The sequence below is a fragment of the Pseudoalteromonas sp. DL-6 genome (assembly GCF_004328665.1).
Classification (GTDB): Bacteria; Pseudomonadota; Gammaproteobacteria; order Enterobacterales; family Alteromonadaceae; genus Pseudoalteromonas.
On record NZ_CP019770.1, the window covers coordinates 1,162,013 to 1,176,313 of the forward strand.

Annotated in this window: 8 protein-coding genes, 8 tRNA genes and 1 rRNA gene; 14 read left to right on the top strand and 3 right to left on the bottom strand. The window is 41.7% G+C overall.

Features of this window, described 5'->3' with window-relative positions; all coding sequences use genetic code 11:
- Positions 1–87 precede the first annotated feature (87 nt).
- Positions 88–2,364, top strand: a complete 2,277-nt coding sequence (locus B1F84_RS05435) for an acyl-CoA dehydrogenase (protein WP_131690798.1) — start codon at positions 88–90, stop codon at positions 2,362–2,364.
- Positions 2,365–2,462: 98 nt separating this feature from the next.
- On the opposite strand, the gene B1F84_RS05440 is transcribed toward B1F84_RS05435, so the two are convergent.
- Entirely contained in the window at positions 2,463–2,912 is a 450-nt protein-coding gene (locus tag B1F84_RS05440; protein ID WP_076920446.1) for a hypothetical protein, read from the bottom strand.
- Between the two features lie 145 nt (positions 2,913–3,057).
- Positions 3,058–4,026: a cysteine synthase A gene (cysK, locus tag B1F84_RS05445; RefSeq protein ID WP_131690799.1), complete on the bottom strand. Its 969-nt coding sequence runs from the start codon at positions 4,024–4,026 to the stop codon at positions 3,058–3,060.
- A gap of 376 nt (positions 4,027–4,402) precedes the next feature.
- Between cysK and B1F84_RS05450 the strand changes: the two genes are divergently transcribed.
- The 12 genes from B1F84_RS05450 (at position 4,403) to B1F84_RS05505 (ending at position 9,919) form a co-directional block, all read left to right on the top strand.
- The gene (locus B1F84_RS05450) at positions 4,403–5,554 is read left to right on the top strand and encodes a dicarboxylate/amino acid:cation symporter (protein ID WP_008113092.1); all 1,152 of its coding nucleotides are present in this window, start codon (positions 4,403–4,405) and stop codon (positions 5,552–5,554) included.
- Positions 5,555–5,720: 166 nt separating this feature from the next.
- Positions 5,721–6,371 (top strand): UvrY/SirA/GacA family response regulator transcription factor, encoded by a 651-nt coding sequence (uvrY, locus tag B1F84_RS05455; protein ID WP_016899482.1) that lies wholly within the window; start codon positions 5,721–5,723, stop codon positions 6,369–6,371.
- A gap of 9 nt (positions 6,372–6,380) precedes the next feature.
- Positions 6,381–8,204: an excinuclease ABC subunit UvrC gene (gene uvrC, locus B1F84_RS05460; protein ID WP_131690800.1), complete on the top strand. Its 1,824-nt coding sequence runs from the start codon at positions 6,381–6,383 to the stop codon at positions 8,202–8,204.
- Positions 8,205–8,246: 42 nt separating this feature from the next.
- Positions 8,247–8,792 carry a CDP-diacylglycerol--glycerol-3-phosphate 3-phosphatidyltransferase gene (gene pgsA, locus B1F84_RS05465; protein ID WP_036933597.1) on the top strand — a complete coding sequence of 182 codons (546 nt, stop codon included), beginning with the start codon at positions 8,247–8,249 and terminating at the stop codon, positions 8,790–8,792.
- Positions 8,793–8,933: 141 nt separating this feature from the next.
- Positions 8,934–9,009, top strand: a tRNA-Gly gene (locus B1F84_RS05470).
- 28 nt (positions 9,010–9,037) lie between these two features.
- Positions 9,038–9,111, top strand: a tRNA-Cys gene (locus tag B1F84_RS05475).
- A gap of 36 nt (positions 9,112–9,147) precedes the next feature.
- Positions 9,148–9,234: transfer RNA gene (locus B1F84_RS05480), tRNA-Leu, on the top strand.
- Between the two features lie 63 nt (positions 9,235–9,297).
- Positions 9,298–9,373 (top strand) — tRNA-Gly (locus B1F84_RS05485).
- Positions 9,374–9,412: 39 nt separating this feature from the next.
- A tRNA-Leu gene (locus B1F84_RS05490) sits at positions 9,413–9,499 on the top strand.
- Between the two features lie 128 nt (positions 9,500–9,627).
- Positions 9,628–9,703: transfer RNA gene (locus B1F84_RS05495), tRNA-Gly, on the top strand.
- Between the two features lie 18 nt (positions 9,704–9,721).
- Positions 9,722–9,795 (top strand) — tRNA-Cys (locus B1F84_RS05500).
- A gap of 37 nt (positions 9,796–9,832) precedes the next feature.
- A tRNA-Leu gene (locus B1F84_RS05505) sits at positions 9,833–9,919 on the top strand.
- A 763-nt stretch (positions 9,920–10,682) separates the two neighbouring features.
- Here B1F84_RS05505 and B1F84_RS05510 read toward each other — a convergent pair.
- On the bottom strand, positions 10,683–12,101 hold the full coding sequence (locus tag B1F84_RS05510) for a sodium:alanine symporter family protein (protein ID WP_010391487.1): 1,419 nt from the start codon (positions 12,099–12,101) through the stop codon (positions 10,683–10,685).
- A gap of 621 nt (positions 12,102–12,722) precedes the next feature.
- Between B1F84_RS05510 and B1F84_RS05515 the strand changes: the two genes are divergently transcribed.
- Positions 12,723–14,258 (top strand): 16S ribosomal RNA (locus B1F84_RS05515).
- The last annotated feature ends 43 nt before the right edge of the window (positions 14,259–14,301 follow it).

Below are 14,301 nucleotides of genomic sequence, written 5' to 3' on the forward strand. Positions count from 1 at the left end.
GTTGCACTCGACTGGCTAGCCATTGTATTTAAATTAAGATCGGTCATAATTAAATCAGTGTTTTTATAACTGTAAAGGAATGTGCTTATGTCAGTATTTATTATATTACTGGTTGTGGTGATCGTGGTGTTTGCGATTAAAGATATCCGCCTTAATTTAATTACCCGACCCACTTTTAAGATGTTTAAAAAAGTATTGCCGCCATTATCGCAAACTGAGCGAGAAGCCATGGAGGCAGGTGATGTGTGGTGGGATGGGGAGCTATTTAGTGGTGATCCTGACTGGCAAAAGTTACATAATTACCCGCGCCCACAGTTAAGTGAGCAAGAAACTACGTTTATTGAAAATCAGGTCGAAGCGTTATTAGCTATGCTTGATGACTATAAAATAGTACAAAAAGATAAAGACTTACCCAAAGAAGTCTGGGATTTTTTAAAAACCGAAGGTTTTTTTGCAATGATCATCCCAGAAAAATTTGGAGGATTAGAATTTTCAGCCATTGCTAACTCTACCATAGTGTCAAAAATCGCCACTAAAAGCTTAACCGCTGCAGTGACGGTAATGGTGCCTAATAGCTTAGGGCCGGGTGAGTTATTACTTCATTACGGAACAACTGAGCAACAAAACCGCTGGTTACCGAGCCTGGCAAAGGGCGACGATGTGCCTTGTTTTGCATTAACCGGTCCAGAGGCCGGCTCAGATGCCGGCAGTATTCCCGATTCAGGCGTGGTATGCAAAGGCGAGCATGACGGTAAGGAAGTTTTAGGGCTGCGTTTAAATTGGTCAAAACGTTACATTACCCTTGCGCCTGTGGCGACAGTACTTGGCCTTGCATTTAAAATGTATGACCCAGACGGCTTGTTAGGCGATGAAAAAGAACTGGGTATTACGTGTGCACTAATACCAACCGATCATCCGGGTGTTAAAACCGGCGAGCGTCATTATCCACTCAATATGGCGTTTATGAATGGTACAACTTACGGTGAAGACGTATTTATTCCGCTTGATTGGATTATCGGTGGTCAGCAAGGGGCTGGGCGCGGTTGGCGCATGTTGGTTGAGTGTTTAAGTGCTGGGCGTGGTATTTCGTTACCGGCATTAAGTACTGCAACAGGGCATTTAGCGGCTAAAATGACTTCGGCTTATTCAGTTGTTCGTCAACAATTTGGTGTGTCAATTGGTCAATTTGAAGGGGTTCAAGAAGGGTTAGCACGTATTGGTGGCTTAACTTATGCGCTGGAATCGTGCCGGTTAATGACAGCTGGCGCCATTGATTTAAAACTAAGTCCATCGGTAGTGACTGCTATTGCAAAATACCATATGACCGAAATGGGTCGAACGGTAATGAATGATGCAATGGACATTCATGCAGGTAAAGGGATTCAGGTTGGGCCTAATAACTATTTAGCACATGGCTATATGGGTATACCAGTTTCGATTACGGTTGAGGGCGCTAATATTCTTACCCGTAATTTAATGATATTTGGCCAAGGCGCGACTCGTTGCCATCCGTTTGTATTAAAAGAAATGGAAGCGGCAGCAATGGAAGATGATGACGCCGCACTTGAGCAATTTGATGGCCTACTGATGAACCACATTGTATTTGCCATCAGCAATGCAAGTATGGCTTTAGTGCATGGCTTAACTCGCGGCCATTTTGCCAAAGCGCCTGTATGCGGAGAAACCGCAGCTTACTATAAACAATTAGGGAGAATGAGCCGAGGACTTGCGCTTACAACTGATGTTGCAATGCTGATGTTAGGCGGTGAACTTAAACGCAAAGAGATGATATCAGCGCGTTTAGGCGATGTATTAAGTCATTTATACATTGCTTCTACTGTATTAAAACGTTTTGAAGATGAAGGGCGTCAACAGGCTGATTTACCTTTCGTTAAGTATGCAATAGAGACGTCGTTGTATGAAATAGGCCAAGCATTTGATGGCTTCTTTAAAAACTTCTCTAACCCGGTGGTTAACTTTGCCCTCAAACGCATTGTGTTTCCGTTAGGCAATCATTATCACAAACCAAGTGATGCAACTTCACAACGTATTTGTGAGCACATGACGCAACCTGGCGTGTTTAGAAATAGGCTTACTCATTTGTGTTACATCGATGAGAACGCCGGCACTGGGGTGATGGAAAATGCTTTTTTAGCGATGCACGACATGCAAAATCAATTTAAACAGTTAAAACAGTGGCAACGAAAAGGTAAGGTACCTGCTACTTTTGATATTGAACAAGCTGTTGATTACGCTCTTGAGCATGAATTACTCACTAAGCTAGATGCTGAGGCTATGCATCATGCTAACAGATTGCGAATGCAGGCTATTGCGGTAGATAACTTTAAATCTGAAGATATCTAACCTAATGCCAAAGCAATAAAGAAGATAAAAGTAAAAAAGCCTTAAGTTTATAACTTAAGGCTTTTTTGTGTTTATTTATTTTTTAGATTGAAGGCTGATCAGCGTCCGTAAGGATCAGCGACGATTTTATCTACGTACCATTTGCCTTTTATTTTTAGCATTTCGATAGTGCGAAAATCGTCAATTTTTTTACCGTTAAAATAACCAGTAAATACAATGTTTATTCTTGCCTTATTGCCGTATTGTTCGCGCAGACTTGAATTTGACATATCAATTTCAATTACCACTTCATCGTACTGTAAATTAATAAGACTGCGGGCAAACTGTTTTGCTGTACCGTACGATTTCATTATGCGGGATAATGTAGGGGTCGCGAAATTGCTGGCTTTTTGCAAGTTATGCTGATTATAAAGCGCATCAAAATACACCGTGGCGGTATCGCCTGGGCGATCATTATCTATGTACTGGTCTTTAGGTTTAGTATTTTCATTACAGCCAACGATCAAAATACTAAAGATGAGCACAAAAGTGGTTAAAATTGTTTTCATATTTGGTCAGGTTGATTACTCATACATAAAGTGTGTGATGGAATGCTGCGGATGTAAAGAGGATAGTACTAAATAGGTGTTAACTTATAGGCAAAGTAATAAAAAAGGATGTTGAAAAACATCCTTTTTTAATAATGTAGTCTGATTATTGAACAAGCTCTTGCTCGGAAAACTCTTCATCAAACATTGGGCTTGATAAGTAACGCTCTGTTGCACTTGGTAAAATAACCACAATATTTTTATCTGCGTTTTCAGGACGTTCAGCAATACGTTTGGCTGCAACCACGGCTGCACCCGATGAAATACCGACTAAAATCCCTTCTTTTTTCATTAGCTCGTGACACATTGCGATACATTCTTCATTAGACACTTGCTCTACACCATCAATTATTGATAGGTCTAAGTTCCCTGGAATAAAGCCTGCACCAATCCCCTGTATTTTATGTGGCCCTGGTTTTACCTCTTCACCGGCAAGCGTTTGACTAATAACTGGCGAGTGGCTTGGCTCTACGGCTATTGATTTTACATTAAGGCCTTTCTCTTTTTTAAGATAACGACTAACACCTGTAATAGTGCCGCCAGTACCAACACCTGCAACAAAGAAATCGATTTTGCCATCAAGTGCATTAAAAATTTCTGGGCCCGTTGTTTCAAAGTGAATTTTAGGGTTTGCTGGGTTTTCGAACTGTTGTAGCAAAATAAACTTATCTGGGTCTGCTGCTTGAATTTCTTTGGCTTTAGCAATAGCGCCGTTCATGCCTTTAGCGCCATCTGTGAGCACTAGGTTAGCACCGAGTGCCTTTAATAGTTTACGACGTTCTAAGCTCATGGTGTTTGGCATAGTCAGCGTTAGTTTGTAGCCGCGAGAGGCCGCAACAAATGCTAAAGCAATACCAGTGTTACCTGATGTCGGCTCTATTAGCTCTTTGTCTTTGGTAAGTTGACCTGATTTTTCAGCTTCCCAAATCATTGATGCACCAATACGGCATTTAATACTAAAGCTAGGGTTACGTGATTCAACTTTAGCGTATACATTCCCACCTGTAACACGGTTAAGTTTTACCAACGGTGTGTTACCGATGCTTAGTGAGTTATCTTCAAAAATAGTAGACATAATGTTCCTTTAGGTACAATCTGATCAACACGTTAACAGCTATCCTGTTAACTTTATAAGCCTACTTTACTGTGAGATAAAAAAAGTTAAAGTAAGCTTTGGCTATAACATATATTAATTACGCTTATAACGGATTGAACTAAAAATCCAACCTGTTAATTTTTTAGTTATTAAAAAGGCGAGCATATGCCATTTGTTCACCTTTAACTTTATACGTTATTTCTTGTTTATGTAGTCGTTATTTAAACAAATCAACGGTACTCACTTATATTTTGTTGGTTAATTGTGCAAATGAACTGCGGTTGAACAGTTTTATGACACAAACTATTCAAAACATGATAAAAACACACTATCTAAATTCAATAAAGTAATCACCATGAAGTTAATCTTAAAATTAATTGCCGGTATTGTGGCCGGTATTTTAGTCGGGCTCTACATTCCCTTAACTGGCGTTGAGCTTTTATATACAGTAAAAGAGCTTATTGGCCAGCTTATTAGTTTTACAATTCCACTGATTATTTTGTTTTTTATTGCCTCAGGTATTGCTGGGCTACCTAAAGGATCAGGCCATCTATTGGGGAAAACGGTTGGTTTTGCGTATGGCTCAACAATTATAGCCGGTACTTTAGCGTTTTTATTAGTGACAGCGGTTATTCCGTTCTTAAGCGGTGGTATTTCATTTGAAGCCGAAGCAGTCACTGAGGTAGGTAGCTTTATTGACTTAGAAATTCCACCGTTAATGGGTGTTATGACAGCTTTAGTCACAGCCTTTGTCTTTGGTATTGGTATGAGTCAGCTTGGATTAGACACATTAAAAACTGTGTCGGATCAGGGGCGCGACATTATTGATGGTTTACTATCAAAAGTAATTATTCCGGCATTGCCGTTTTACATTGCGGGTGTATTTGCTGAAATGACTGTAGCAGGTACCGTTGTCGACACATTACAAGCATTTGGTGTAGTGTTAATTGCTGCATTAGTTATGCATTGGCTATGGTTGAGTGTGCTTTATATTGTATCGGGCCTATTACTTAAGCGTAATCCTATTGAGCTAATTAAAAATATGTTACCTGCGTACTTTACTGCACTAGGAACCATGTCGAGCGCGGCAACCATTCCAGTTTCTTTGCAATCAAGTAAAGCCAATAACGTAAAAGAAGATGTAGCAAACTTTACCGTGCCATTATGCGCCACTATTCATTTATCTGGATCAACAATTACCATTGTAACCTGTGCCATGGCTGTGATGTATTTATCGCCTAGCATGGAAATACCTTCACTAATGGCTATGCTGCCATTCATTATGATGTTAGGTGTAGTGATGATTGCAGCGCCAGGTGCACCAGGTGGTGCGGTAATGTCGGCATTAGGTTTACTTACGAGCATGCTAGGTTTCAACGAAGGTGCAGTGGCACTAATGATTGCACTTTACTTAGCGCAAGATAGCTTTGGTACTGCGTGTAATGTAACGGGTGATGGTATTATTGCTTTATGGGTTGACCGTTTTAGTGAAAAAGCGTCAGCTTAAATCACTATCGCGTATTTACCTGCTTTTGGTAAATACGCTTTAATTATATTGGTCATGATGACCGGCGGCGAAAGCATAATATTAGTTATGGTTTCGTCGTATGTATGCTAATGTTGAAAATTAATTTTGTTAACTTGCATCTTATTAGGCTAGTGAGGGTGTTCCATTGATTAACGTACTTTTAGTTGATGACCATGAACTTGTTCGCACAGGGATCAGACGTATTCTTGATGATATACGTGGTTTTAAAGTGATAGGTGAAGCTAAAACAGGCGAAGAGGCTGTGCAGTTTTGCCGTCAGCATGCGCCAAATATAGTGTTAATGGATATGAACATGCCTGGTATGGGCGGGCTTGAGGCAACTAAAAAGATTTGCCGTTACTGTCCTGATGTGAAAATTATTGTCCTTACTGTTAATTGCGAAGACCCATTTCCAAGTAAGGTAATGCAAATTGGTGCGCATGGTTTTTTAACCAAAGGTGCTGGGTCTGATGAAATGGTTCGCGCTATACGTTGTGTGCACGCAGGACAACGTTATATTGCTCCAGAAATAGCACAACAGATTGCACTGGCTCAAGTAACTGGTAGAACTGATGAAAATCCATTTCAAAGCCTATCTGAGCGTGAACTACAAATTATGTTGATGATCACCAAAGGTGAAAAAGCACAAGATATCGCTGAGCGCTTAAATTTGAGTTCTAAAACAGTAAACAGTTATCGCTATCGTATGTTTGAAAAGCTTAACGTAGGAGGCGATGTAGAGCTTACTCATTTAGCTATACGTTACAAAATGATTGATATAGATATATCTTACTAGTCGTTATATATGTCTGAATTTGATCATGTCCAGTTTTTAAAAACATTATCGAGTGAGCCTGGCGTTTATCGCATGCTCGATAATGACAACCAAGTTATCTATGTCGGTAAAGCTAAAAGTTTAAAAAAGCGGGTAAGTAGTTACTTTCGTAGTAATATAACCGATAGTAAAACCCGTGTTTTAGTAAGTAATATTTGTAATATTGAAGTCACGCTTACTAATACAGAGACAGAAGCTTTACTGCTCGAAAACAACCTCATTAAAAAATATCAGCCACGTTATAATATTCTGTTACGTGATGATAAGTCGTACCCTTACATACTGCTCACTAATCATAAGCATCCTCGCTTAGCCTTTCATCGTGGTAGCAGAAAAGTAAAAGGTGAATATTTTGGTCCTTTTCCAAGCGCTGGAGCTGTCTCAGAAAGTTTGCGGTTAATGCAAAAGATCTTTCCTGTGCGTCAATGCGAAGATGCTTATTATCGTGCGCGAAGTCGTCCCTGTTTACAGTATCAATTAAAACGTTGTTCTGCGCCGTGTGTAAATAAAGTTTCTGAAGATGAATACGCGCAGCAAGTTAATTATGTTCGTAAGTTTTTAACCGGTAAATCTCATGAAGTAATAGCCGATCTAATCGCTAAAATGGAAAGAGCCAGTGAGCAGCTTAATTTTGAACTCGCAGCTAAAGTACGTGACCAAATTATGTTACTGCGTAAAATGCAGGAGCAACAATCTATCTCTGGCAATTTTGCGGAAATGGATGTGGTCGGCTTTGCCCATTTAAACGGTTTAAATGGGATTCATTTATTGATGATCCGCGATCATAAAGTGCTGGGTAGTAAAACTTATTTTCCAAAGGTGCCTAAAGATTCACAGGAGCAAGAAATATTAACCTCTTTCTTGGGTCAGTATTATTTAGCTCCAGGTGCGACAGGGCGTATTGCCAAAGAAATTATTTTACCGTTTGAAATTGTAGAAAGTGATGCGCTCAGTGAAGCACTAACTCAAATTAGTGAGCGCAAAGTATCACTAAAAGTGGTTACCCGCGGTGAGCGAGCACAGTACTTACAGTTAGCAAATAAAAATGCATTAAATAGCATTACGGTGAAGCAAAGCACTCAAGACTCTATAAACAAGCGTTATGCGCAATTAAAGGCCACTTTACGCCTGGATGATATAAATCGCATGGAATGCTTTGATATCAGTCATACCATGGGTGAAAACACAGTGGCCAGCTGTGTTGTATTTGACTCTCAAGGGCCAAATAATAAAGAATATCGTCGTTATAACGTGACGGGCATCACTGGCGGTGATGATTACGCCGCTATGGAATTTGCACTAAACAAACGTTATAACAAGCTGGTTGATGAAGATAAAATTCCCGATGTTATTTTTATCGATGGTGGTAAAGGGCAATTAGGTAGAGCGGAGCAATATTTCGAAAACTGGCCGCATACCAAAATGCCGTTATTAGTTGGGGTTGCAAAAGGCACTAGCCGTAAGCCAGGCCTTGAAACCTTGCTTATAGATGGTGGGCGTAAGACAATCCCTATGGATTCTGATGCACCAGCACTGCATTTGATTCAGCATATACGGGATGAATCGCATCGTTTTGCAATTGCAGGGCACCGTAACAAGCGCCAAAAACAGCGTACTCAGTCGTTATTAGAAGAAATAGATGGCGTTGGTTCAAAGCGTCGACAAACATTATTAAAATATTTAGGGGGCATGCAAGGCGTAAAAGCTGCTAATATAGAACAGCTAAAGAAAGTTCCTGGGATCAGTCCTGACATGGCTGAGAAGATATTTAACCATTTGCATGACAAGGGCTAGCCCTATGTGCGAATATAGAAAAAAAGACATATCCAAGTAGTTATGTGGAATATTCCAAACACACTCACAACGTTTAGACTCTTTCTTATCCCCATTTTTTTGGTGATATTTTATATGCCTTATTCATGGGCATTCTTTGTTGCTGCCTTTATTTTTTGGCTGGCTTCGATCACAGATATACTCGATGGCTATTTAGCCCGTAAACTTGAACAATCAACGCCTTTTGGTGCGTTCCTAGACCCTGTTGCTGATAAAGTAATGGTGTGTGCTGCCTTGGTTGCTTTATCTGAGCATTATCAATCTTTGTATATGACTATCCCTGCGCTTATTATTATTAGTCGTGAAATTGTTATATCGGCGCTACGTGAGTGGATGGCTGAACAGGGGAAGCGCGGCAACGTGGCTGTATCCGATATGGGTAAATTAAAAACGGCAGCTCAAATGTTAGCCATTATAGGTTTAATCTGGCAGTACGATAGCTGGATGATGTATTTAAGCTATGGCCTACTTTATATCGCCACGTTTTTAACGCTTAGTTCTATGGTGCAATATTTAGTTGCAGCATGGGGAGAATTGACCAAAAATTGATTGTAAACGTCTAATAACGCACCATTTTAGATAAAAAACAATCAAACAGTTCAAAAGTAGCATTTTTTGTGTTGACGCGTTTAATAATCTCTGTAGAATGCGTCCGTGTTGAGAGGGCATAGCCCCCTAGATAAACATTAAGCGGCACTAGCTCAGTTGGTAGAGCGCGACCTTGCCAAGGTCGAGGTCACGAGTTCGAGCCTCGTGTGCCGCTCCAGTTTATCTTAAAGCTAACCTAGTATTGAGGCGGAATGGCAGAGTGGCCATGCACCGGATTGCAAATCCGTTTACCCCGGTTCGACTCCGGGTTCCGCCTCCAATCAACACTCCACACGCTTTAATTAGCAAACTCGATGCCCGAGTGGTGGAATTGGTAGACACAAGGGATTTAAAATCCCTCGACTAACAAGTCGTGCCGGTTCAAGTCCGGCCTCGGGCACCACTTTGTGGTTTGGTTACATACACCAATATGTAACTTATAAAAATTATTTAGAATTAATATGATGCGGCACTAGCTCAGTTGGTAGAGCGCGACCTTGCCAAGGTCGAGGTCACGAGTTCGAGCCTCGTGTGCCGCTCCATATTAGTTTTATCCACTTGCTTTAAATAGCAAACTCGATGCCCGAGTGGTGGAATTGGTAGACACAAGGGATTTAAAATCCCTCGACTAACAAGTCGTGCCGGTTCAAGTCCGGCCTCGGGCACCACTTTTAATTATTGACCAAGTTAATTAAAAGTTTGATAAATACTTATTTTATGGCACTAACTCAGTTGCCAGAACGTTTTACCGCGACATGGTCGCGCACCAACGTACAAATTACTGATAAAGTTTTATGCGGCACTAGCTCAGTTGGTAGAGCGCGACCTTGCCAAGGTCGAGGTCACGAGTTCGAGCCTCGTGTGCCGCTCCAAATTATTTGATATGTTTAGGCGGAATGGCAGAGTGGCCATGCACCGGATTGCAAATCCGTTTACCCCGGTTCGACTCCGGGTTCCGCCTCCAAATAATTACTCCACACGCTTTAATTAGCAAACTCGATGCCCGAGTGGTGGAATTGGTAGACACAAGGGATTTAAAATCCCTCGACTAACAAGTCGTGCCGGTTCAAGTCCGGCCTCGGGCACCACTTTATACTTTCCTTGTTTATTCTAGTTTAACTATTCTTTGATTAAACCATTAATTATAAAATCGCATTATCAAACTAGTATCTTATTCCTTACACTAAATTATTTCGTTTGTTTGATATCTTTAAGTCTCACATTTTTCAAAAGCTTATCCCATCAATATATTCCCACTGATCATTTTTATAGCTCTAACCTGACGCTAGCTACGGAAAAAAACCTCTCATTTTGAACAAAATACTAAATTTAAGTTTTGCTATCGATAAGATTTCCATACCTCATAATAGAGTACTAATATTAAGCTATTTATATAAAAGCAGTGGTACAAGGCTCTTAAATGGGGTGGTGGCTGTGCTTCGTTTGGTACATAAGCGCAAGTCGGCATACGCTTATTTCTATTAACACCATTACAATGCCACAAAATGTATTAAGAGCGTTGATGTAAACTGTTTAACTAATCGCTTATAAGAGATATGAGAAGCTTGATGATGCTAATGTGTTTAATTGGGTCTCACTAGGTGGGTACTGCTATTAGTAATATAATATCAATCCGCAATAATACATAATTAGTTTGAGAGGCCAAACCAGACGCTAGTTGAGTTAAAACTCCTCATATAGAACAACTAAACATCGAAATTTTTGCTTTGCTATTAACAGGTTTATCTAGCTCAATATAGGTTACTTAATTAAGTGAGTTGGTACTAGACAATAAAAAACCCGAAATGGCCATGGGGCCGTTCCGGGTTTTTAACTTAAATCTCTTTAAAGTTATTTGTGCCAAATACCTTTCGGAATAGTTTTATTAAGCTTGTTGTTTTTACTTGGATCAAACGTCGGTAACTTACCAGCACGTCGTTGAGCGTTATAATCTTTGGCAAGCCATACCACAACTCCTGAGAGCATAAATAGCGCGATTACGTTTACAATCGCCATTAGGCCCATAGACACATCAGCTAGAGTCCACACTAATGGTAATTCACCAAGGGCACCAAACATCACCATACCTAACACTAATAATCTGAAGATCAGCATGCCAGATGCATGGTTATGCTCTAAAAACAATAAGTTCGTTTCTGCATAAGAATAGTTAGCTACAATTGATGTAAAAGCAAAAAACAAAATAGCGACTGCAACAAATATTGCACCCCAGCTACCAACATGTTCCTCAAGCGCTGCTTGTGTAAGTGCTATACCCGTTACATCAGAGCCTGGTACTAACTGTTCTGATAATAAAATAAGAGCGGCAGTGGCAGTACAAATAATAATAGTATCTACAAATACACCTAGCATTTGTACATAACCCTGTGACGCAGGGTGAGGCGGGTTAGGTGTTGCGGTTGCTGCAGCGTTAGCAGCGCTACCCATACCTGCTTCGTTTGAGAATAACCCGCGTTTGATCCCTTGGATCATCGCTTGCATAACACCATAACCAATTGCACCAGCGCCAGCTTGTTCAAGACCAAAAGCACTTCTAATTACATGCATAAATACATCAGGTAATTCAGTGTAATTTACGGCACATATATACAGTGCAACAATTAAGTAGGCAGCGGCCATAAATGGCACTGCTAATTCAGCAAATCGTGAAATTGTTTTTAGGCCACCAAATATGATGATGCCAGAACCAATAACGAGTGCGATACCTACTATATAGTTAGGAATACCAAAGGCGACTTCAAAAGCTGCAGCGATAGAGTTTGACTGTACCGCATTAAAAACTAAACCAAAGGCTAAAATTAAACATAGTGAGAACACTATGCCCATCCAGCGCTTGCCAAGTCCGTACTCCATATAATAAGCAGGGCCTCCACGGAAGTTGCCTTCTTCATCACGTATTTTGTAAGCTTGAGCCAATGTGCTTTCTGCAAAACTAGTGGCCATACCGATCAAAGCAATTAACCACATCCAAAAAATAGCACCAGCACCACCTAAATAAAGTGCGACTGCAACACCTGCCATATTACCGGTACCAACACGGGCGGCTAAAGAAGTACAAAATGCTTGGAAAGAGGAAATACCGCCATCTGACCCTTGGCGACTTTGAAACATGACTTTAATCATGTGTGGGAATTGTACAAATTGGATGAAACCAAGACGTATGGTAAAAAATAGCCCAGCGGCTATTAATAAGTACACTAAAATATGACCCCATAAGAGACCACTTATACTATTTATTATATCTGTCATGTGTGTTGCCTAGTGAACGAGTTGTAAATATGCGCCGCAACTTACCACAAGCAAGGTAAATAGTTTAGTAAACAGCGCAAAAAAATGAGTTATCCACAGGGTTTTGTGGGTATCTTGTGTGTCTGGGTGGGGTATCTTTGGGGTAAAAATTAAATGCAAAAAAGCGTTTAAAAACGCTTGCGTTAAAATTGATTCGCCCTATAATGCGACCCCACTGAGACGGCAGAGCGCAACGCATAGCGAGGCACGAGCTACTCAGTGAGTCGAGTAAAACCTAGTTCTGAAAACTTTCAAGTTTAACAAAATTAAGTGTTGACAAAAAAATAGGAAAGCGTAATATGCGCAGCCCTAGCGAGATAAAGTTTAACGCTTTAATCGCAGCGTTCTTTAACAATATAAAGCAATCATCTGTGTGGGCACTCGTACAGATTGAGTTCTAACAGCCAAGCTACTTAGGTAGTGAGGCAAACAAATTTAGAGTCTCAATTTAAACTGAGTGACCAACAGCAATGACTTACTTAGGTTTTACTTAAGAAAAGAATTGCAGCACAGTCAATTCAATATCGAAAGATATTAAATAAATTCAGAATTCATTGAGCTGTCGAAAGACATAAAACTTTTTAATTGAAGAGTTTGATCATGGCTCAGATTGAACGCTGGCGGCAGGCCTAACACATGCAAGTCGAGCGGTAACAGAAAGTAGCTTGCTACTTTGCTGACGAGCGGCGGACGGGTGAGTAATGCTTGGGAACATGCCTTGAGGTGGGGGACAACAGTTGGAAACGACTGCTAATACCGCATAATGTCTACGGACCAAAGGGGGCTTCGGCTCTCGCCTTTAGATTGGCCCAAGTGGGATTAGCTAGTTGGTGAGGTAATGGCTCACCAAGGCGACGATCCCTAGCTGGTTTGAGAGGATGATCAGCCACACTGGGACTGAGACACGGCCCAGACTCCTACGGGAGGCAGCAGTGGGGAATATTGCACAATGGGCGCAAGCCTGATGCAGCCATGCCGCGTGTGTGAAGAAGGCCTTCGGGTTGTAAAGCACTTTCAGTCAGGAGGAAAGGTTAGTAGTTAATACCTGCTAGCTGTGACGTTACTGACAGAAGAAGCACCGGCTAACTCCGTGCCAGCAGCCGCGGTAATACGGAGGGTGCGAGCGTTAATCGGAATTACTGGGCGTAAAGCGTACGCAGGCGGTTTGTTAAGCGAGATGTGAAAGCCCCGGGCTCAACCTGGGAACTGCATTTCGAACTGGCAAACTAGAGTGTGATAGAGGGTGGTAGAATTTCAGGTGTAGCGGTGAAATGCGTAGAGATCTGAAGGAATACCGATGGCGAAGGCAGCCACCTGGGTCAACACTGACGCTCATGTACGAAAGCGTGGGGAGCAAACAGGATTAGATACCCTGGTAGTCCACGCCGTAAACGATGTCTACTAGAAGCTCGGAGCCTCGGTTCTGTTTTTCAAAGCTAACGCATTAAGTAGACCGCCTGGGGAGTACGGCCGCAAGGTTAAAACTCAAATGAATTGACGGGGGCCCGCACAAGCGGTGGAGCATGTGGTTTAATTCGATGCAACGCGAAGAACCTTACCTACACTTGACATACAGAGAACTTACCAGAGATGGTTTGGTGCCTTCGGGAACTCTGATACAGGTGCTGCATGGCTGTCGTCAGCTCGTGTTGTGAGATGTTGGGTTAAGTCCCGCAACGAGCGCAACCCCTATCCTTAGTTGCTAGCAGGTAATGCTGAGAACTCTAAGGAGACTGCCGGTGATAAACCGGAGGAAGGTGGGGACGACGTCAAGTCATCATGGCCCTTACGTGTAGGGCTACACACGTGCTACAATGGCGCATACAGAGTGCTGCGAACTCGCGAGAGTAAGCGAATCACTTAAAGTGCGTCGTAGTCCGGATTGGAGTCTGCAACTCGACTCCATGAAGTCGGAATCGCTAGTAATCGCGTATCAGAATGACGCGGTGAATACGTTCCCGGGCCTTGTACACACCGCCCGTCACACCATGGGAGTGGGTTGCTCCAGAAGTAGATAGTCTAACCCTCGGGAGGACGTTTACCACGGAGTGATTCATGACTGGGGTGAAGTCGTAACAAGGTAGCCCTAGGGGAACCTGGGGCTGGATCACCTCCTTATACGATTTAGAACTTATTTGTTCGTAGTGTCCACACAGATGAT